The following is an 18,759-nucleotide window of genomic DNA, read 5'->3' as shown; positions in this document are numbered from 1 at the left end:
CCGAGTCCCCCGTCCAGCGCGGCACCAGCCCCCCAAAAGGCCCGAGTTCGTGGGGGGACCCCCGCCGCCCGCTCGCGCACCACCCCCGTCCGCCCTGGCTCCGTCGCCCCTTGGGTTGACGCAGCCCCCACGGACTCTATCCTGCCGCGCCGCTGTGCCCGACCCGATGCTCACCCGCGAGATCGCCCGTCGAAAGACGTTCGCGATCATCTCCCACCCCGACGCTGGCAAGACCACCCTAACCGAAAAGCTCCTGCTCTACGGAGGTGCCATCCAGCTCGCCGGCGCCGTGAAGGCCAAGAAGGCGCGCGCCCACGCCGTCAGCGACTGGATGGAGATGGAGCGCGAGCGCGGCATCTCCATCTCCACCAGCGTTCTCCAGTTCCCGTACAAGGGCCGGCTCCTGAGCCTGGTCGACACCCCTGGCCACGCCGACTTCAGCGAGGACACCTACCGCGCGCTGATGGCGACCGACGCCGCCATCATGATCCTCGACTGCGCGAAGGGCGTCGAGACGCAGACGAAGAAGCTCTTCCGCGTCTGCAAGCTCCGGCAGATGCCGATCTTCACCTTCGTGAACAAGCTCGACCGCCCCGGGCGCGACCCGTTCGAGCTGATCGGCGAGGTCGAGGAGGTCCTCGGCATCGGCGTCTATCCGGTCACCTGGCCCATCTCGGCGGGCGGCAAGTTCCGCGGCGTCTACCACCGCGAGCGCAAGCAGGTCTTCCTCTTCGAGCTCGTCGCGCACGGCGCCGAGATCGCCCCGATGGAGGTCGTGTCGCTCGACGCGCCCGAGCTCGTCGAGGCGCTCGACGAGGAGGGCGCCCGCCAGCTGCGCGAGGACATCGAGCTCATCGACGCCGCCGGCGACGCGCTCGATCGCGACAAGCTCGCCCGCGGCGAGGTCACGCCCATGTTCTTCGGCAGCGCCATCACCAACTTCGGCCTGCCGCAGTTCCTGGACGCGTTCATCGAGCTCATGCCCCCGCCCGCGCCGCGCGGCAGCGACAAGGGCCCCATCGCCCCGGACGACGACCGCTTCACCGCGTTCGTCTTCAAGATCCAGGCGAACATGGACCGGGCCCACCGCGACAGGATCGCGTTCCTCCGCGTCTGCTCCGGCCGCTACGAGCGCGGCATGAAGGTGCACCACGTGCGCCTCGGCCGCGACATCCGGCTCACCAACCCGGTGCAGTTCATGGCCCAGGAGCGCACGCTCGTGGAGGACGGCTTCGCGGGCGACATCATCGGCGTCTTCGATCCGGGGCTCTTCCTCATCGGCGACTCGCTCTGCAGCGGCTCGCCCGTGAAGTACGCCGCGCTGCCGCAGTTCCCGCCGGAGCAGTTCGCCCGCGTCGTCATGATCGATCCCATGAAGCGCAAGCAGCTCAAGAAGGGGCTCGAGCAGCTCGCGCAGGAGGGCTCGGTCCAGCTCTTCCGGCCGCCCGAGGGGCGGGAGGGCGAGGCGATCCTGGGGGTCGTGGGCGAGCTCCAGTTCGACGTCGTGAAGCACCGCCTCGCGGCCGAGTACGGCGTCGACGCCCGGATCGAGCGGCTCTCGTTCAGCCTGGCCCGCTGGGTCGAGGGCGAGCCGGTGCCCCTCGCCGAGCTCGAGTCGAACCTCTACGGCTACGGCGCCCTCGACGTGCACGGGAACGCGGTCGTGCTCTTCAAGGGCGACTGGCAGCTCGATGCCTGCCAGAAGGCGTTCCCCAAGGCGCGCTTCGTCGAGCTCGGTGGCTCGATCAGCCCCGTCTGACCGAGCGACGCGCACCCGCTTCGGAGACGGGCCCACCTCGGCGTTTTCGGTGCTCAGCGCAGTGGAGTGCGCTTGCGCGCCGAAAACGCCGATCTGGACCCGTCTCCTGTGCGGGTGAGCGTCGCTCTGCTTCGTGGGGGGCCCGGGGGGGCTACTCCGCGAGCAGCGCCGGGAGGTGCCGCACGGAGGGCGAGCCGTGGCTGAGCAGCCGGTCGTGGTAGGCGCGCTCGGTGAAGCCCGGCTTGCGCTCGTGCTCGGCGCGCAGGCGCATCATCTCGGTGAAGCCGTGGAAGTACGTGGTGAGCTGCGCGCTCGTGAGCCGGGCGCGCCGCCACTTGCCGACGGCCTCGCCTTCCTCCTGGAAGGCGTCCTTCGTCATGAGCGCAAGCGCCTCCTCCTCGCCCATCGCGCCCGCGTGCACCCCGTGGTCGAGGAGGGCGTTCACCGACATGCGCAGCACCATCTTCTGGCGCTGCATCCGCACCTTCGGGCCGCCGAAGCCGTGGTGCGCCATCAGCCACTCGGTGTAGACAGCCCAGCCCTCGACGAACGGGCCGCTCGAGAAGACCGCGCGGACCTTCGAGGGGAACCTGTTGTTGTGCATGAGCTGCAGGAAGTGGCCCGGCATCGCCTCGTGGACGGTGAGGTCGGCGAGCATGCTCGAGTTGTACTCGCGGTAGAACGAGTCCACGCGCGCCTTCGGCCAGTCCTTCGGCGTCGGCGCGATCGCGAAGAACGTCTCCTGCTTCGCCTCGAGCGGGCCGGACGCGTCGCAGTAGGCGATCGCGACCCCGCGGCGGTACTCGGGCATCTCGATCACCCGGCAGGGCTCCTCCGGGATGCGCACGAGGTCGCGCGCGCGGACGAAGTCGGTCGCCTCCGCGAGGAGCTTCTCGGACGCCTTCACGATGGTCGCGTTCGTCGGGTGATCGGCCGCGAGCGCGTCGAGCACCTTCCTGATCGCGGCCATCTTCTCGTCCTGCGCCTCGACCCTCGGGAAGGGCTGCTTCCCGAAGAGCGTCGGCCAGAGCTCCCTCGAGGTCTCGAGCATCTCGGCGTGCGTCGCCGCGAGCAGGGCGCGGGCGCTCGCGACCACGCCGTCGACGTCGATGGCCGCGTCGTCCAGCGTGAACCGGAGCTTCTTCTCGAAGCGCGCGCGGCCCAGCCGGAAGTCGCCGTTGCTCCTCGGGAGCAGGTCCTTCTCGAGGAACACCTGGAAGCCCTCGAGCGCCGCCGCCGCCGCGCTCGCGGCCGCGTCGAGCTCGGCCTGCTGCGCCGGGGCCGACGCGAACAGCGCCGGCAGCTCGGACTTGCAGAGCGCGATGAGCCCCTTGTTCTGCGCGATCGCCGTCTCGGTGTGGATGCGCGGCGGCGGCGCCGTGAGGCGCTGCTCCGCCGCACGCACGAGCGCGGGGATGCCCGAGAGGCGACCCCCGAGGCTCCGCAGGCGCTCCTCGAGCGGCGCGAAGCTCCTCGTGATCAGGGGATCGAGCCCGTCGCCGACGAGGCCCGTGTACACCATCGGGTTCCACGTCGCCTCGCGGAGCTCGTCGATCGCGAACAGCGAGGAGCGCAGCTGGTTCTCGATCATCGCCGCGTCGACGCGGCTCTGGACGCCGAGGCGCGCCGCGGGCAGCGCCCCGAGCTCGGCCAGCGCCGCCTCGATCGTGCGCCGGCGCGCGGCCTCGCCCTGCGCGGTGACGTCCGGCCACACGGCGTCGTACCGGTGGTCCCCCGCCTCGGTGGCGCGGACCGGCTCGTCGCGCAGGTACTCCTCGAGCACGCGCGCCGACAAGGCCGCGAGCGCCTGCTCGGCGCCGGCCTCTGCGCCGGCCTCCGCGTCGGATCGAGCGTCGGCCGGGCTCACCACGGCCGCCTTCGTGACGGATTGCGCGGGCGGCGCGGCGCGCTCGGCCGGCCCGCACGCGCAGAGCAGCGCGACGAGCAGGGAGAGGTGGCCGCGGAGCGATCTGCGGGAGAAAGAGAGCTCATGGGAGAGATCATGGTGTCGCACCTGCGCCTCCTAGCGCCAGCCCGCCGAGAAGGGAACGCGCCGAGCGGTGGCATCGGCCTCAGTGCGCGCTGCCGAGCGAGGCCTTCGCGAGGCGGGAGATGCCGTCCACGTCGCCGTGCACCGCGTCGAGCAGCGGGCCGAGCGCGAGGCGGAGCGGCTTCGAGTTCGGGTGCCGGAGGATGCGCGCCACGCTCTCGGCCGCCAGCTCGTTCAGATCCTGCTCCGCGTAGCGATCGATGTGCGCGCTCGACAGCGCGAGGCCCGGGAAGGCGGTGCGGCAGAGCGCGTCGATCAGCTCCCCCGCGACGCCCGCCGCGATGTTCGCGGCGCCCAGCGCGACCCGGGCCTTCTGCGCGCTGATCGCGCACGACTCCGTGCGCAGCTGGCTGATCACGGGCGAGCCGAGCACCGTGTGCCAGCGGGAGAGCTCGGCGGCCCGGCTCGCCTCGAACTCACCCGGCGGCGCCTCCGAGACGGGCAGCAGCGTGGCCAGCTGATCGGCGGCGCCAGGATCGATCGCGACGCGGCGCACGATGATCAGATCGTGCGCCCGCAGGCATCCGAGGAGCAGCCGCGTGGACGCGTCGCGCAGGAGCGGCGAGAGCGCGGCCGCGATCACGGTGGGGGGCGAGCCGATGAGCCCCGGGCTCGACGCCCGCGCGGCGCCCGCTCCGGCGGCGCGGGCGCGTTGCGCGCCGGAGCTCGGCGGCGAGCGCACGCTGATGGGCGGCGGGATGCTCGACGGCGTGTTGCGACCGACGGTCGGCAGCGCGCCGGGAGCCTGCGCCAAGGCGCGGCTGCTGGCCGGCGGCACGCTGGTGGTCCGGCTCACGCCGCCCGGCGAGGGCTTGTTCGACGGCGTGCGCGCGCCCGCGAGCCGCGTGGGATCCTGGACGGGCGGCGTCGGTTCGCCGCGCCGCGACTGCGTGGTGCGCTCGGTCACGACGTGCAGCGACGCGAGCTCGATCGCGCGGAGCCCCGGGAGGCCGCGCGGCGCGCGGGCCGCGATGGCCGCGGCGAGCTCCGCCTCCTTGCCGAGGAGCGCCTCGCGCTCTGCGGTCTCGCGCAGCAGGTCACCGGCGATCTGCGCGCACCGCTCCGCGGCCCTGTCCGCGGCGCTCCGCGTCTGCGGCTCCTTGAAATAGAGCGTTAACTTTCCCCGCAGGGTCTCCCGATGCGTGCCCGCCGTGACAACCTGCGACGCGCTCTCGACGTTGGCAGGTTCACGCCCCCCGAAAGGCCAGAATCCCATGAGCCCATTGTCGCGCGATCCCGGGGCCGGGCGCGAGCGCTTCGAGCGCTCGCGCCCTCACGTCCGCTCAATGGCGAGGCGGAACGGAGACATAGCGATTGCCGCGTTCGTAGAATCGCCACGGCTTCTTCGCCCACGCACCTGCATAGTCGACGTTGATGCGAGGCGACCTGCCGATGGGCCCAGCAGCGCCGGGCAGCAGCGAGAGCTGCGCTCCGCAGACATCCATCCCGTACGCGGAGCGGTCGAGCCCCAGCGCCTTGCACAGCTTCCCCGGCCCGTTGGTGAGCTCGATCCGCCCAGACGCGACGCCCCGCCGGCGGCTCATGAGCGGGAGGCCGACCATCGGCTCGATGGCGCGGATGAGGACAGCGTGCGGCTCTCCCTCGGAGGCCACGACGATGTTGAACGCCCAGTGCATGCCGTAGAGCTGGAACACATACGCATAGCCCGCCGGGCCAAACATGACCTCCGTCCGCACGGTCCGTCGCCCGCCCGCGCTGTGCGCGGCGAGGTCTTCCGGGCCGCGGTACGCCTCGGTCTCGACGATGCGTCCGGCGGCGGTGCCCTCGGGCGTCGTGTGGACGAGCACCTTGCCGATGCACGCCCGCGCGACGACGAGCGCGGGGCGAGCGTAGAAGTCACGCGGCAGCGGCGCCGCTCCTTCGAGGAGCGCGGCGCCTTCGCCGGGCGCGCGGGGCTCGGGGGCGGGACGCACGGCGGGCACCGCGCTCACTCACTCCGCGCGGGGGCGCGCCGCCCGGAAGCGCCTGTCGATGAACGAGAGCACGTCGTCGCGGTGCTTCCGGGCCTGGAACTCGTGGTGGAAGACCGCCGCGATCTCCAGGGCGGGCGTGACGACGTAGGTGATCCGCCGGGCGAGGCCGATGAGCGGCCAGAGGACGCCGTAGGCGCGGCACACGCTGCGATCGCGGTCGGCGATCATCGGGTAAGGGACCTTCTGCGCCTCGGCGAACCGGCACTGCGTCCTGTGGTCGTCGGTGCTGACGCCGACGATGCTGGCGCCCGCGAGCGCGATCTCGGCGTGGTTGTCGCGGAAGAGCTGGGCCTCGACGGTGCAGTCGGGCGTGAAGGCCTTCGGGAAGAAGTACACGACCGTGCAGAGCCCACCCTGCGCCGACAGCACGAAGCGCTGGCCGTCGATGGCCAGCGTGTCGATCTCCGGCGCGCGCTCGCCGACCTTCAGCATGCCGACGCAATCTGCCGCAAGTCGCCCCCGGCGTCGACCGTGGCCACGCGCCGCGGCGTCGCGGCGGGGCCGTCGTCGACCGTCGTCGACCCTCTTCAACCTTCGATTCCGAGCCGCTTCAGCCTGTAATAGAGGGTCGTGCGCTGCATGCCGAACTGCCGCGCGACCTCCGCCTTGTTCCCTCCGCAGCGGTCCAGGGCGGCGAGGAGCTCCCGCCGCTCGATGTCGTCGAGCTGGGAGCTCAGGTCGAGCCTTGGCCGCGCGCACGCGGGCGCGGCGGGCTCTCTTCCGGCCGGGTCCGCCTCCGGTTCCGCCGGCGCGGCGGCCCTGGGCGCGCGCGCGGGCGGTTCGGCCGGCTGCGCGCGCGCCGTGAACGCGAGGTGCTCGGGCAGGATCACGTCGCCGCGCGACAGGATGGCGGCGCGCTCGACCACGTTCTCCAGCTCCCGCGTGTTCCCCGGCCACGTGTACGCCGCGAGCTTCGCGATCGCCTCCTCCGACAGCGCGGTGGCCGCGCGGGCGTTGCGCCGCGCGACCTTGCGCAGGAAGTGCTCGGCGAGCGCGCGGATGTCCTCGCGCCGCTCCCTGAGCGGGGGCAGCCTGAGCGGGAACACCGAGAGCCGGGAGACGAGCTCGGGCAGCACGCCCGCGCGCGCCCAGGCCTCGTCGATGCCGGGCGTGAGCGACAGCACGACGCGCACGTCGACGCGCGTCGTCTCCGTCGACCCGAGCCGCTCGACCTCGCCGTCGGTGAGCACGCGGAGCAGCCTCGCCTGGAGCGAGGGCGTGAGCGGCGCCGGCTCGTCGAGGTAGATCGTCCCCCGGTGGGCGAGCTCGAGCCGGCCTGCGCGCTCGGCGAACGCGCCGTCGAAGGCGCCTCGCCGCCAGCCGAACAGCTCCCGCTCGAGCGTGTCGCCCCGGAACGCGGCGCAGGTCACCTTGACGAACGGCTGCTCTTCCCGGGGGGAGCCCACGTGGATCGCCCGGGCGACGACCTCCTTCTCCGCCCCTTCCTCGCCCTCGATCAGCACGTGCGTCGCCGCCTTCGCCACCTCGCCGATCCGGGCGGCGACCTCGCGCATGGCCTCGCTCTCGCCGGCGATCTCGCCGAAATCGATCGGGTCCCGCTGCTCGCGCTCGAGGTAGCCCGCGTACTGCGCGAGCTGCTCGCGCAGCCGCCGGTTCTCCCGGAGGGTGGCGACCCCGACGATCGCCTGCCGGAGGATGACGGCGAGCTCCTTCGAGTTCCAGGGCTTCTGGACGTACCGGTCGACCGCGCCCGAGTTGACCGCGTCGATGAGCACCGTCATGTCCGCGTAGGCGGTGAGCAGCACGCCCGCCGCGTCGGGCCGCCGCTCCTTCGCCTGCTTGAGGAACTCGATACCGCTCATCCCCGGCATTCGCTGGTCCGCCACGATCACCGCGGGATCGAGGCGATCGAGGAGCGAGAGGGCCTCGGCGCCGCCCAGCGCATAATGGATCTTGAACGACTTCCTGAAGGCGAACCGGAACGCGTCGAGGTTGTCCTGCTCGTCGTCGACGACGAGGACGTCGAAGCTGTTCCAGTCCAGATCGCGCATCGGGTCGCCCTGCCTCCCAGAGTTACTACAGCTCGGCACGATCGCGACAGTGGGGGTGGCGCGCTCGGCGGGGGGACGGCGCGGCGGCGCTCGGGCGCGTGCGCGTCCGCATGCGCCCAGGCGGAGGCGAGCGCTCTTCCGACCGCGACGCCGGCGATGTCAGGCGGATCGATTTCTCCGCCGGCCCGGAAATACGCGGTAAGCTCCGCCCCCGCCCGCGAAGAGGGCGGGCTGGGCGAGCCCCACACGGAGGAAGCCGGATCATGCTCGAGGACGTCATCAAGGAGCTGCGCGAAGGGATCGAGAAGGCCATCGAAGCTCTCCGGCGAGACCTGGCGAAGGTGCGCACCGGGCGCGCGAACGCGGCCATGCTCGACGGCATCCGCATCGACTACTACGGCGTGCCGACGCCGATCGTGCAGATGGCCACGGTGTCCGTGCCGGAGCCGCGGCTCATCAGCGTCAAGCCCTGGGAGAAGAACCAGGTGAAAGCGATCGAGAAGGCGATCCGGGAGAGCGATCTCGGCCTGAATCCCCAGGTGGACGCGGATCTCATCCGACTCCCGATCCCGCCGCTCACGGAGGAGCGGCGCAGGGAGATGGTGAAGCTGACGAAGAAGAACGGAGAGGACGCTAAAGTCGCCATCCGGAAGCACCGCCGGGACGCGAACGAGATGATCGACTCGCTCGAGAAGGACGGTGACGTCAGCGGCGACGAGGCCGACCGGGCCAAGAAGAAGGTCGACGACGTGGTGGCCGAGGGGACGAAGCAGGTCGACACGGTGATCGCCGGCAAGGAAAAGGACATCCTGGACGTGTGAGCGGGCCCTTGGCCGCGCGGCGCGGGGGTCGGCGACCGAGCTTGGCAGACCGGAGCGCCGTGCGGTCGCCCCTCCCCGCGGCCCGCGATGGGGCCGGGCCCTTCGCGGAGGGGGGCGCGGCGGCGTGGCGGCGTGTGATGCGCGACATCGCCCGCCGGCAGCGCCCCGGCGTGTCGTGACGCCGCGCGCGCCGAGCCCGGCCCGGCCTGGCGACGCCTCGCAGCCTTCTTGTCCTGCCCTCGCGCGACCCGCGGCCGTGCCCGCGCCGGCGCTTGCGTCCGAGCGCCACGGGGCGAGGCGTGCCCGGGACCAGCCCAGCTCACAATGAACCGTCCCGTGAAGCGAAGAAGTGAAAAAGAGGCTTGCGGTCCCCCCGGTCGGAGTCGGTAGCATCAGGAAGGTCGGCGGTTGGGCGTGCACAGGCGTGAACGGCGTGAACGGCGTGAACGGCGTGACGTGAGAAGGCGTGAGAAGGCGTGAGAAGACGCGCGAAGGCTCTGAAGAAGGCTCTGAAGACGCCCATTAGGGGGCGAGAGGCCCTGCTTGACAGGTTTTCGCTAGCGTGAAATGGTTGGTGTTCGAAGCCGAAGGCCCGGAGCCGTCTCAAGGATTCCCGAGGTTATGCGAGCGATCGCTTCAGGAATGACGGACGTTGGTCTCCAACGCGACCACAACGAGGACAGCTACGCCGTCCTGTCGGAGTACGACCTGTTCATCGTCGCGGACGGCATGGGGGGCCACCGCGCGGGGGACGTAGCCAGCAAGCTGGCGACCGAGTCGATCGCGGACTTCTTCCGGTCCACGTCGCGGGAGGACGCCACCTGGCCATTCCACTTCGACACAAGCCTGTCGGAGGAGGAGAACCGGCTCCAGGCGGGCATCCGGGTCGCGAACCGCCAGATCTTCGAGCGCAGCATCCGGTCGCGCGACTGCGCCGGGATGGGCACGACGGTCGTGGGGGCGCTCTTCTCGAAGAAGAAGAACCGGATCTACGTCGGCCACGTCGGCGACAGCCGCGCGTACCGTGTCCGCAAGGGCTCGATCAGCCAGCTGACGCGCGATCACTCGCTGTTCAACGACTACATCATGGCGATGCCCGAGCTGACCGAGGAGCAGCGGGCCGAGCTTCCGCGCAACGTCATCACCCGCGCGCTCGGGATGCACGACAGCGTCTCCGTGGATCTGCTCAGCGATGAGCCGCAGCCCGGCGATGTCTACCTGCTCTGCTCCGACGGCCTGAGCGGGATGCTCTCGGACGACCAGATCCTCCACATCGTGAGCTCGACCGAGGAGGTCCCGGAGATGTGCCGCCGCCTCATCGCCAAGGCGAACGAGAACGGCGGAGAGGACAACATCACGGCGCTCGTGATCCGGATCGACGAGCAGGACGAGGTCGAGCTCCCGAACAGCGCGACGATCGGTCCGCCCGCCGACTCGCAGCAGGTCAGCATGGGCGATCGGTCGACGGTCCCGGCGGTGTCGGCCTCGCGCTCCGAGAAGAGCTGACGCGCGGGGCGCCCCCCCGCGCGCCCGCCTGTCAGCTGCCAGCGCGGCTCAGCCTCCGCAGCTGTCGAAGGCCAGGACGCCCAGCCTGATCTGGCATATCTCGCCTTCGTTCAGCATCGCCGGGCACTCGAAGCCGACCCAGATCTTGCCCGCGTCGACCCCCTGCTTGCCCTCGAACCAGAACTTACACGGGGTCGCCTTATCGGAGTAGAAGGTCTGCTCTGCCGTCTTCGCGGAGGAGAAGCTGATGTCGCCGGTGGCCGGCGCGTCTTGGGTCGCCGCGGGGGAGATGGCGTCGATCTTGACCTGGATCTTCGACAAATCGGCGGGGTTCCTGGCCACCGCCGAGACGGAGAAGGTGCCCGAGCCGGACACGGAGCAGTCGACCGAGGCGCCGTCCTCGCCGTCGGTGACCAGCTGGACCTTCTGGACATCGGTCACCTCGCCGAGGGTCGCGATATGCCCCTGTTGGGAGCAGTCGATGCCCGGGTCGGCGAAGTTCATCTTGTATGCGCCGCGCGGGGTCGGCGGCTCCGCGCCGCTGCAGCCGAGGCCGAGGAGGGGGAGGAGGCCGAGCACGGGCACGAAGCTGAGGCGAGCGAGACGCATGGAAAGCTCCGGTGGTAGGTGGCGGCCCCAAGGCCGCTCCTCGCTTCTATCGTACTCGGGGGTCCGCGATCAAACGGCGGCAGCGCGCGCTCACGTGCCCGTCGCGCGCGCGTGAGCGTCGTCCAGCGCCTGGGCGACGTCGTTCCAGAGGTCCTCGGTGGCCTCCAGGCCCACCGAGAGCCGGAGGAGGCCGTCGGCGATGCCGAGCGCCTCCCGCGCCGCGGCGGGCACGGAGGCGTGGGTCATGAGGGCGGGGTGCTCGGCGAGCGACTCGACGCCGCCGAGGCTCTCGGCGCAGGCGAAGATCGCGAGCCGCTCGAGGAACCTGGAGGCGACGGGGAGGCCGCCGCGCACCACGAACGAGATCATCGCCCCGGGCGCGCGCATCTGCCGCGCGGCGAGCGCGTGGCCGGCGTGCGTGGGGAGGCCGGGGTAGTGCACCGCCTGGACAGCGGGGTGCCCGGCGAGCCTCCCGGCGATGAGCGCGGCCGACGCGCACTGCTGGCGCACGCGCACGCCGAGCGTCTTGATCCCGCGGAGCACGAGGTAGCAATCGAACGGGCTCGGGACGGCGCCGATCGCGTTCTGCAGGAACCCGACCCGCTCGGCGAGCGCGTCCTCGGACGTGACCAGCGCGCCGCTGACGACGTCCGAGTGCCCGTTCAGGTACTTCGTGCTCGAGTGCGCCACGACGTGAGCGCCGAGGTCGAGCGGCCGCTGGAGCACCGGCGTGGCGAAGGTGTTGTCGACGACGAGCAGCGCCCCGTGCGCGCGCGCGATCTCGGCGAGCCCTGCGATGTCGAAGATCTTGAGCATCGGGTTCGTCGGGGTCTCGATCCAGATCATCCGCGTGGCCGGGGTGAGCGCCTTGCGGACGACGTCGAGGTCGCTCATGTCGACCGAGGTCGAGGCGAGGCCCATCGGCCGCATGACCTTGTCGAAGAGCCGGAAGGTGCCGCCGTAGACGTCATCGCCCGAGAGCACGTGATCTCCGGGACGGAGCGTGTGGAGCAGGGTGGCGGTCGCCGCGGAGCCGCTGCCGAAGGCGAAGCCATGGCGCCCCCCCTCGAGCGCGGCGATGCACTCTTCGAGCGCCTTGCGGGTGGGGTTGCCGCTGCGGGAGTACTCGAACCCCTTGTGGTGGCCCGGCCGCTCCTGAGCGAAGGTGCTCGAGAGGACGATCGGCGTCATGACCGCGCCGCTCGTCGGATCCGGCGGCTGTCCGGCGTGGATCGCGAGCGTGTCGAGGCCGAGCTTGTCGTGACCTAGGTGGGGCTTCATGCGGGCGAGACTTATCTCATGGGCCGCGTGCGTCCACGGTTTTGGCGTGCAAGAGAGCCGAGTCAGCGCGCTGACTCGGCGCCGCCCTCGGCCCGCGGAGCGGCCGCGTCGAACGCGTCGAGCAGCGCCCGCGCCGTACCGACGCGGCGCTCCGGATCGCGATCGAGCGCGCGAGCGAGCGCTCGGCGCTGCCCCGGCGAGAGCGCGTCCGTGACGGAGAGCGGGTCGAGGCAGAGGCCAGATTCGCTGATCTCGACGAGCGCCGCTGCGTGCTCGCGCGCGCGCGTCAGGCTCGCGCCGGTGGCGAAGGAGACGAGGGTCGCCGCCATGGAGTAGACGTCGCCGCGCTGGGTCGGCGGGGATTCGCCGCGGGCGATCTCGGGGGCGACGAAGGGAACCGTGCCCCGGTCGGCGGTCTCGAGGTCCGGCTCCATGCCGCGGAACCGCGCGGCGCCGAGGTCGACGAGGCCGATGTCACCGAGCGGACCCAGCAGCACGTGATCAGGGCCGAGATCGCCGTGAACGAAGCGGATCGGGCCTCCGGCGTACTCGATCTCCTGGAGCTCGGCGAGCGTCTCGATCGCGGTCCTGACGACGTGGGTGATGAGCGACGCGGGCGGCGGCCGGCCGCGGCCGCGCCATCCCTCGAGCGCGTCGCGGAGGGAGGTGCCCTCGCGCCGGCTCTCGAGGAGGAATGGGCCGTGGCGATCGGCGCCGACGCGCGCGAGCGCGGGCAGGGCGGGGTGGCGAACGAGGGAGAGGACCTTTGCCTCGCGGACCATGGCGGCCCGCCCCGCGTGCTCGTGGAGGACGCCGGGGACGAGGCGCTTGCACACAAGCGTGGGGCCGGGCGGCGGGCCTCCGAGCCGGACCAGCGCGACGTCGAACGTGGCGCCGGCGCCGAGGTGCTCGATCAGCTGGGTGCCGTCGGGAGCGGGGTAGGGCATGCCGGCCGCCTGTGGCCTCTCACGCGTCCGCGCGCTGCGCAGCGACCAGCGCGTCGCACGCGCGAAGCCACGCCTGCGCCTCCGCTGCGCCGGCGCCGCCGCGCAGGGCGAGCGGCCACCGCGCGTCGCGCCAGCGCGCCGCAAACTCGGCCCAGCGCGCCGGCGCCTCGCGGCGCCCGGCGAGGGCGGCGACCCTGTCATCGATGCTCTGGAACGGAAACACCGGCTTGCCGAGCCCGAATCGCGCCTGCACCCAGTGGACCACGCCGATGCGGAGCCCGTACCGGCAGCGGCGGCGCTCCTCGTCGACGCCCACCACCGGCGACCTCCAGTCGAGGTGAATGTCGTCGAGCTCCGGCGGCCGCGGTTCGTGCTTGCCGACGCAGAGGTGAACCGCCTCCTGGTCCGGCCGGTGCACCTCGCGCCAGCTGTCCGCGTCGAGCGGCTCGCCGCCCCGGAAGAGCTCCGCCATGCTCGCCGCGAGCGAGCCGAGCAGCGCGCCCCGCTGGTGCTCGATCCCTCCGAGGATCGTGTCGCGCGCCACGCGGGGGCCGCCCGCTCCCGCGAAGTGGCGGTCGAGGTGCTCGCGCATGGCCGCCGGCTCCACGTAGACCACTTTGAATCCGGCGCTCCCGCCGCACCAGACGTTGCGCAGATACCTGATCTGCATCCACAGGCCGAGCGTCGGGTCGATGCCGCGGAGTCGCTCGAAGATGCGCACAACGACGTTGACGCACGTCGGCCCGAACCGGGTGAGCGCCTCGCCGAGGTCGCGCGGCTCGGGGGCGCCCCAGAACGCGTTGTCCAGGTTGAGCTCCGCCCCGGGGCAGCGCGCGAGCCGGTCGGCGAGGCTCCTCCCCAGCGCCTCGCGCAGCGGGCCCGCGAGCCCATCGAGGTGCGGGCCGGCCCCGGCGTCGAGTGAACCGGTCATGCGGACATCCTATCACGCCTGCCCGCGCGGCTCCGAGCGCGGCCACGGCCGCCTGTGGGATGACGGCGCACCTGCACGGGAGGAGGGCGGCGGCCAACTTTTCTCCGCGATCTGCGGCAACTCACTGCGTTCAGCGCGAACGTGATAGAAGTCGTGGGCACCGGCATGGATCCCAAGATCTTGGAGATGCTCTTCATCGCCGTCAGCAACGGCGTCGCCCTCTTCATCGGCGCTTACCTGGCGCGGAGATCGGCGGATCTCAGCGCGGAGCGGCGGGCCGAGCACGAGGAGAGAGCGGAGCTCCAGAGACAGCGGCGAGAAGCGCTCTTGGAGCGACTGGCCCTCCAGCGGCGCGCGCTCGACGACTACGCGCGGATGATCGTCCGGTGGTCGTCGGTGCCCCCGTCCGGAGCGCCGCGGACGAAGGAGGAGGACCTCGCGGCGGACCAGGAGTCCATCGCGATGTACGCGCAGATGGCCAACGCGTACGGGAGTCGCCAGTTCGCCGAGCAGGCCGCCGCGACGCTGCACGCCGTGCGCGCCGGCCGGGGCAACGTCCAGGTGTTCCCGTTCGCCGTGCAGATCGCCTCCGCCTGCTACCAGGAGATGATCCGGGCGATCTCCGAGCTCGAGAAGGAGATCGGCCTGCCGGCGCCGCGGTCGCCCGCGCGGCCGTTCCTCCCGGACGAGGAGCTCGCGAAGGAGGCGACTCGGCTGTTCTCCAGGAACGTCGTGGAGCAGCGCTCCGGGATCGATCTCGGCATGGTCGACCAGATCCTGGAGCGCGTCAGGGTGAACCCGTCGCCCGAGGAGACGGACAGCCCCAGGTAGCGCTCACGCCGCCGGCCTCACTGGCTCCATCCCGCCCGGATGAGCGCGTAGAAGAGGAGGAGCCGGGGCACCCGGAACAGCACCATGGTCAAGAAGTAGCGCAGCGGGATCCGGTACAGCCCGGACAGGTAGCAGAGCATCGAGAAGGGGATCGGCGAGATGCTCCCGATCGCGATCGCCCAGTATCCGTAACGCTCGAAGAGCCGGTCTATCCTGGGTCGCGTCCGCTCGATGCGCGCCGCGAAGAGGCGGATCCGCGCGAGGCGGCCGGCGAGGCGGTAACCCGTGCAGCCGCCGACGAGCGAGGCGGTCGAGATGGCGATCAGGGGCGCGACCTGCGAGCCACCCGAGGTGATCGCGGTCAGCATGTAGAACTGCGGCGGGATCGGGAACGAGAACGCGTCGGCGAGGAAGGTGCCGACGAACATCCCGGCGAGGCCGAAGCGGTCCACGAACCCGCGGCCGAGCGCGTCCAGCTGCTCGCGGGCGAGGTGCGCCGCGAGCGCGATCCCGGCGAAGAGGGCGGACAGGCTCAGCGCCAGCTGGACCAGCGTGCGCCAGAGATCTCGCCGATCGCCGCGCGGGCGCGGCTCGCCCTGCCGAGGCGTCAGACCGCCTCCTGCCGGCGGCGCTGCAGCCGCTCGATGATCCGTCGGCTGCGGAGGGTGCTTTGAAATATCCGCGTCGCCTTCTCGAGGGCGTCGAGGAGCTTTTGCTCCGCGCCGTGCTTGTCGACATAGGCGAAAGGCCGGTGCGCGTTGATGACCTCGAACGAGTCCTTCTCGTCGTGATGAGCCGAATAGAAGATCACGGGCACTTCCGGCTGCATCTTGCGGATCTGATCGCAAACCCAGAATCCCTCCAGCCCTGACATCCGCACATCGACGATCACCGCGCACGTGTCCTCGGTGAAGGCGGCGACCCCGTCCACGGCCGAGGAGCATACGACGAGGCGATATCGCTTCGAGAGGAGGGCGCCGAGCGGCTGCCAGATGCTCCTGTCCCCGTCGACCAAGAGCACGAGAGGGAGCCGCGTGGACTCGGGCTTCTCGCGATCCGGTCGCTCGGCTGGATCGGCTTCGAGCAGGGTGTCGGATTCCTTGGAGGGCATTCGTCGTCGATCGTGGAGGGCGCGTCAGGACGCGCGATGACGCAATGTACCACGCCCGGCGCATCGAGCCAGCGCGGGGGGGTGCGGCAGCGGGAACCGAGATGACGTCGGCGCGGGGCCGAGGTCTTCGCGTGTCGTGTGCCGCCGTGCCGCCGTGCCGCCGCGCGGTGGGCGGCGGCCAGGGATTCGTCTATGCTCTGCGCGGAGGCGCGGCCTCATGGTGAGGCGCGCTGGCCTTCTGCAAAGCGCTGCTACCGTGCCGGGTCGCGCGCTCGCCTTCTTCTCGTGCGCTGACGCGGGCTGCCGGTCGGCAGCGGGTCGCTCGCCGGGGAGAGTCTCCGTTCCACAACCGAGGTGAGCTGCCCATGAAGAACGCAGAACTCCGATCGATCCCGCTCGTCATCGCCGCCGTTCTCGGCCTCTTTGCCGCGGGGGCCGCAGGGTGCAAAGACGAAGAGATCCTGAACGCATGCAGTGAGCTCTGCAAGCACCGCATCCTCTGCGCGGAGGAGAACGACGCTCCGCCGCCGAGCAAGACCAGCTGCGAGACCGCGTGCCTTGGCCTCGAGGGGAATGACCTCGTGGAGCGAACCGAGGAGTGCGTGAACGAGGCGTCCTGTGATTACGTCGCGTGCGCGGACCCTTGAGCGCGGCGCCCGCGCCTCCCGCGCGCGGGAAGGCGCGGGCGCCTCGCCTCCCGGACGGATGGCGCGATGAGGGGCGAGGCGATCAGGGCTCCGCGTCGCACTCGGGCGCGTCGCGGAGCGGGCCCGAGGCGCGCGGTCCGTCGAAGTGGAGGAGCTCGAGATCGACGAGCTCGAGGCGCTTGAGCGTCAGATCCAGCGGGCCGACCGACACGCCTGCCACCGCCTCGGCGTAAGCCCGCACGCCGCCGTCGACCCGCGCGTCGTACGAGCAGTAGGGCGGCGCGGTCTCCGCCGTGACGCGCGCGTACGCCTGGACTCCGACGTTCGGGCCGACGATGCCGTACAGGCGCGCCCGGAGCTCGGCGCCGGCGCTCACCTTGCCGGACGCCGTGATCGGGCCGGGCGCGCCGATCGAGGCCGAGCCCGAGGCCGAGCCGGAGGGCTCCCAGATCGTGCTCCACGTGCCGTTGCTGTAGTCGACCCCGGCCTCGATCTCGGCGGTCGCCTGCGCCACGGCGTCCACCTCGGCGGCCGTGAAGGACAGCCCCAGATCCGCCTTCGCCCTCGGCACGACGTCCGTCGTGACGATGACGGGGACGGGGCCCACCCAGAACGTCAGCGTCGGCAGCGGCAGGCTCGGGACGCCCCCGGCGAGCTCCAGGAGATCGACCGAGCAGGTCCCCGTGACCGTGCCGGTGCCCTGGAGCCTGGCGCTCACGTCGAGCTGGCCCGACGCGACGAGGCGGAGCTGCTTCAGCTCCGGCACCGGGTTGAGCTTGCCCCTCGGGCCGATGTGGACCTCGAGATCGAGCGCCGGCGAGAGCTCGGCCGTGACGTCGAGCGCCGCCGCCCCGTGCGCGGTGACCCCGCACGACGCCGGCAGGGAGGCCGAGGAGAGATCGAGGAGCTTCATGGAGGCGCCGGACGAGATCTTCAGGGCCTCCGCCGCGCTCGCGATCTGCTCGCCGTCCTCCACGCCGAGCTCGCGGGTGCGCGCGACGTGATCGTCGATGGCGCGCGCGTACTCGCGCGCGTCGTAGTGGACGTGGAAATGGCCCTCGGTGATGAACTCCGTCAGAGGAGCGGGCGTCGTCGCGAGCGCCACCCGCGTCGCGTCGATCGTGCGTACGCTCACGACGCGGGCGAGGTAGCCGCCTCCTTGCGTGCCGCCGAGCACGTCGCCCGCGGCGAAGGGCGCCATGCTGCCGTCATGGGTGATGACGAGCTCGTTGTCGCCGAGCGCCGCGGCGACGAACCCCGGCTCCTTCTCGGGCACACGAGCGCGCTCCGAGAGCGTGAGCGGGCGGACGACATCGACGGCGCCGGGGGCCGGCAACTCGGTAGGATCCGCGGCATCGCTCGAATCCGCGGCGCACGCCGCGAGCTGAGGTGCGCTGATCGCGATGAAAGCAGCGGAGATGAGGCGCGCCGTCGACGCGCGGCTCCCGGGGAGAGTGGTCTTCATGCGCGCGGACGCTACGCGGGTAGTGTGGCGAGTTGGTTACAAAAATGAGACTTGCTGTCTCCGGGAGAATGGATAACGGCCCACCATGGTGGGTGGATATCCATGAATCGATATCTCCGAGGCGCGCGAAGCGTGCTTATCGAAGCGTGCTTATCGAAGCGAGCGATTCGCGACGCCGCGCGAGCTCGTCCATGGCTCGATGTGCGGGCGCGCTCGTCCCTGCTCCTCACCGCCTCGCCTCGCCGCGCGCCCCCGGACAGGCTTCGCCCATGGGCCAGCCGACCCCATCCAGCGGACGCCGGAGGTGTACGTGCTCGGCGCGGATCACCGCCGGGGGCCGGCGGTCGTCCACCGCGACGCCGCCCGCGTCCGGGTCGAGCCCTTCGACGCCATCGAGATCGAGCTCGCCGTGCTCTGGGCAAGGTCGCCGGCAACCCTCGCCAGCGGACCCAAGCCCCCCCGGCTTCGTCCACCCGTCCAGCCCTCGGGTCGCCGCTTTCGCCAACGATTTCGGGCTGTTCTACCTGGGGTGAGTAACGGGATTCGAACCCGCGACAACTGGAGCCACAATCCAGTGCTCTACCAACTGAGCTATACCCACCGTTCTTCGCGGCCCGTTGGGCTGCGAAGGCCTGGCAGAATACTCAGCTCCGCGCAGAGTGCAATCAGGGAAACGCACCGCGTGTCGCTCTTCGATCCCCGCCCCGGCTTCCCGGCCCGACCCCACTCTAAGGAGGCGCCGGCCTCCTCCAGCAGGCAGAGGACCCGGCGGGCCCGCTCACGCCTCGACCCTGG

General features: G+C 71.5%; 17 protein-coding genes and 1 tRNA gene. 5 read left to right on the top strand and 13 right to left on the bottom strand.

Annotation, left to right across the window (positions count from 1 at the left end):
* Window positions 1-166 precede the first annotated feature (166 nt).
* Entirely contained in the window at window positions 167-1,759 is a 1,593-nt protein-coding gene (locus tag WMF45_RS34130; RefSeq protein WP_437555533.1) for a peptide chain release factor 3, read from the top strand.
* 151 nt (window positions 1,760-1,910) lie between these two features.
* Here the strand turns inward: WMF45_RS34130 and WMF45_RS34125 are convergent, their stop codons facing one another.
* From WMF45_RS34125 to WMF45_RS34105, 5 genes are all read right to left on the bottom strand, one after another.
* Window positions 1,911-3,773 (bottom strand): DUF885 domain-containing protein, encoded by a 1,863-nt coding sequence (locus WMF45_RS34125; RefSeq protein ID WP_437709467.1) that lies wholly within the window; start codon window positions 3,771-3,773, stop codon window positions 1,911-1,913.
* Window positions 3,774-3,831: 58 nt separating this feature from the next.
* On the bottom strand, window positions 3,832-5,025 hold the full coding sequence (locus tag WMF45_RS34120) for a hypothetical protein (RefSeq protein WP_437709465.1): 1,194 nt from the start codon (window positions 5,023-5,025) through the stop codon (window positions 3,832-3,834).
* A gap of 67 nt (window positions 5,026-5,092) precedes the next feature.
* On the bottom strand, window positions 5,093-5,752 hold the full coding sequence (locus tag WMF45_RS34115) for a DNA-3-methyladenine glycosylase (protein WP_437709463.1): 660 nt from the start codon (window positions 5,750-5,752) through the stop codon (window positions 5,093-5,095).
* 9 nt (window positions 5,753-5,761) lie between these two features.
* A complete protein-coding gene (locus WMF45_RS34110) occupies window positions 5,762-6,235 on the bottom strand; it encodes a peroxiredoxin (protein ID WP_437709461.1) in 474 nt (157 codons plus the stop codon).
* Between the two features lie 95 nt (window positions 6,236-6,330).
* Window positions 6,331-7,815 carry a sigma-54-dependent transcriptional regulator gene (locus WMF45_RS34105; protein ID WP_437709459.1) on the bottom strand — a complete coding sequence of 495 codons (1,485 nt, stop codon included), beginning with the start codon at window positions 7,813-7,815 and terminating at the stop codon, window positions 6,331-6,333.
* 263 nt (window positions 7,816-8,078) lie between these two features.
* Between WMF45_RS34105 and frr the strand changes: the two genes are divergently transcribed.
* Both frr and WMF45_RS34095 read left to right on the top strand, forming a co-directional pair.
* Window positions 8,079-8,636 (top strand): ribosome recycling factor, encoded by a 558-nt coding sequence (gene frr, locus WMF45_RS34100; protein ID WP_437709457.1) that lies wholly within the window; start codon window positions 8,079-8,081, stop codon window positions 8,634-8,636.
* Between the two features lie 642 nt (window positions 8,637-9,278).
* A complete protein-coding gene (locus WMF45_RS34095) occupies window positions 9,279-10,142 on the top strand; it encodes a Stp1/IreP family PP2C-type Ser/Thr phosphatase (RefSeq protein ID WP_437709455.1) in 864 nt (287 codons plus the stop codon).
* Window positions 10,143-10,190: 48 nt separating this feature from the next.
* Here WMF45_RS34095 and WMF45_RS34090 read toward each other — a convergent pair whose 3' ends face one another.
* The 4 genes from WMF45_RS34090 to WMF45_RS34075 all read right to left on the bottom strand — a co-directional run bounded on the left by WMF45_RS34090 (window position 10,191) and on the right by WMF45_RS34075 (window position 13,910).
* The gene (locus WMF45_RS34090; protein ID WP_437709453.1) at window positions 10,191-10,751 is read right to left on the bottom strand and encodes a hypothetical protein; all 561 of its coding nucleotides are present in this window, start codon (window positions 10,749-10,751) and stop codon (window positions 10,191-10,193) included.
* A 90-nt stretch (window positions 10,752-10,841) separates the two neighbouring features.
* Window positions 10,842-12,032, bottom strand: coding sequence for a cystathionine gamma-synthase (locus WMF45_RS34085; protein ID WP_437543346.1), 1,191 nt, complete (start codon window positions 12,030-12,032; stop codon window positions 10,842-10,844).
* A 62-nt stretch (window positions 12,033-12,094) separates the two neighbouring features.
* Window positions 12,095-12,979: a protein kinase domain-containing protein gene (locus WMF45_RS34080; RefSeq protein ID WP_437709451.1), complete on the bottom strand. Its 885-nt coding sequence runs from the start codon at window positions 12,977-12,979 to the stop codon at window positions 12,095-12,097.
* A 19-nt stretch (window positions 12,980-12,998) separates the two neighbouring features.
* Complete coding sequence (locus tag WMF45_RS34075) at window positions 12,999-13,910, bottom strand: hypothetical protein (protein ID WP_437709449.1); 912 nt, start codon at window positions 13,908-13,910, stop codon at window positions 12,999-13,001.
* Window positions 13,911-14,075: 165 nt separating this feature from the next.
* On the opposite strand from WMF45_RS34075, the gene WMF45_RS34070 reads away from it, so the two are divergent.
* A complete protein-coding gene (locus WMF45_RS34070) occupies window positions 14,076-14,741 on the top strand; it encodes a hypothetical protein (RefSeq protein WP_437294034.1) in 666 nt (221 codons plus the stop codon).
* Window positions 14,742-14,758: 17 nt separating this feature from the next.
* Here the strand turns inward: WMF45_RS34070 and WMF45_RS34065 are convergent, their stop codons facing one another.
* Together WMF45_RS34065 and WMF45_RS34060 are read right to left on the bottom strand one after the other, a co-directional pair.
* On the bottom strand, window positions 14,759-15,193 hold the full coding sequence (locus WMF45_RS34065; protein WP_437294033.1) for a YqaA family protein: 435 nt from the start codon (window positions 15,191-15,193) through the stop codon (window positions 14,759-14,761).
* Between the two features lie 155 nt (window positions 15,194-15,348).
* Window positions 15,349-15,852, bottom strand: coding sequence for a response regulator (locus tag WMF45_RS34060; protein WP_437709446.1), 504 nt, complete (start codon window positions 15,850-15,852; stop codon window positions 15,349-15,351).
* A 365-nt stretch (window positions 15,853-16,217) separates the two neighbouring features.
* On the opposite strand from WMF45_RS34060, the gene WMF45_RS34055 reads away from it, so the two are divergent.
* The gene (locus WMF45_RS34055; RefSeq protein WP_437709444.1) at window positions 16,218-16,499 is read left to right on the top strand and encodes a hypothetical protein; all 282 of its coding nucleotides are present in this window, start codon (window positions 16,218-16,220) and stop codon (window positions 16,497-16,499) included.
* Window positions 16,500-16,581: 82 nt separating this feature from the next.
* Here the strand turns inward: WMF45_RS34055 and WMF45_RS34050 are convergent, their stop codons facing one another.
* Together WMF45_RS34050 and WMF45_RS34045 are read right to left on the bottom strand one after the other, a co-directional pair.
* Window positions 16,582-17,964 (bottom strand): hypothetical protein, encoded by a 1,383-nt coding sequence (locus WMF45_RS34050; protein ID WP_437709442.1) that lies wholly within the window; start codon window positions 17,962-17,964, stop codon window positions 16,582-16,584.
* A gap of 525 nt (window positions 17,965-18,489) precedes the next feature.
* Window positions 18,490-18,565: transfer RNA gene (locus tag WMF45_RS34045), tRNA-His, on the bottom strand.
* Window positions 18,566-18,759: the final 194 nt, after the last annotated feature.

It is taken from the genome of Sorangium sp. So ce448 (assembly GCF_051520915.1).
GTDB lineage: Bacteria > Myxococcota_A > Polyangia > Polyangiales > Polyangiaceae > Sorangium > Sorangium cellulosum_B.
This window is presented reverse-complemented; position numbering and strand designations above follow the sequence as displayed.

Bases quoted from the DNA above. Each gene is read 5' to 3' on its own strand.
- WMF45_RS34130 (WP_437555533.1), top strand. From the start codon at position 167: ATGCTCACCCGCGAGATCGCCCGTCGAAAGACGTTCGCGATCATCTCC.
- WMF45_RS34120 (WP_437709465.1), bottom strand. From the start codon at position 5,025: ATGGGATTCTGGCCTTTCGGGGGGCGTGAACCTGCCAACGTCGAGAGC.
- WMF45_RS34110 (WP_437709461.1), bottom strand. From the start codon at position 6,235: ATGCTGAAGGTCGGCGAGCGCGCGCCGGAGATCGACACGCTGGCCATC.
- WMF45_RS34105 (WP_437709459.1), bottom strand. From the start codon at position 7,815: ATGCGCGATCTGGACTGGAACAGCTTCGACGTCCTCGTCGTCGACGAC.
- frr (WP_437709457.1), top strand. From the start codon at position 8,079: ATGCTCGAGGACGTCATCAAGGAGCTGCGCGAAGGGATCGAGAAGGCC.
- WMF45_RS34095 (WP_437709455.1), top strand. From the start codon at position 9,279: ATGACGGACGTTGGTCTCCAACGCGACCACAACGAGGACAGCTACGCC.
- WMF45_RS34090 (WP_437709453.1), bottom strand. From the start codon at position 10,751: ATGCGTCTCGCTCGCCTCAGCTTCGTGCCCGTGCTCGGCCTCCTCCCC.
- WMF45_RS34085 (WP_437543346.1), bottom strand. From the start codon at position 12,032: ATGAAGCCCCACCTAGGTCACGACAAGCTCGGCCTCGACACGCTCGCG.
- WMF45_RS34080 (WP_437709451.1), bottom strand. From the start codon at position 12,979: ATGCCCTACCCCGCTCCCGACGGCACCCAGCTGATCGAGCACCTCGGC.
- WMF45_RS34075 (WP_437709449.1), bottom strand. From the start codon at position 13,910: ATGACCGGTTCACTCGACGCCGGGGCCGGCCCGCACCTCGATGGGCTC.
- WMF45_RS34070 (WP_437294034.1), top strand. From the start codon at position 14,076: ATGGATCCCAAGATCTTGGAGATGCTCTTCATCGCCGTCAGCAACGGC.
- WMF45_RS34060 (WP_437709446.1), bottom strand. From the start codon at position 15,852: ATGCCCTCCAAGGAATCCGACACCCTGCTCGAAGCCGATCCAGCCGAG.
- WMF45_RS34055 (WP_437709444.1), top strand. From the start codon at position 16,218: ATGAAGAACGCAGAACTCCGATCGATCCCGCTCGTCATCGCCGCCGTT.
- WMF45_RS34050 (WP_437709442.1), bottom strand. From the start codon at position 17,964: ATGAAGACCACTCTCCCCGGGAGCCGCGCGTCGACGGCGCGCCTCATC.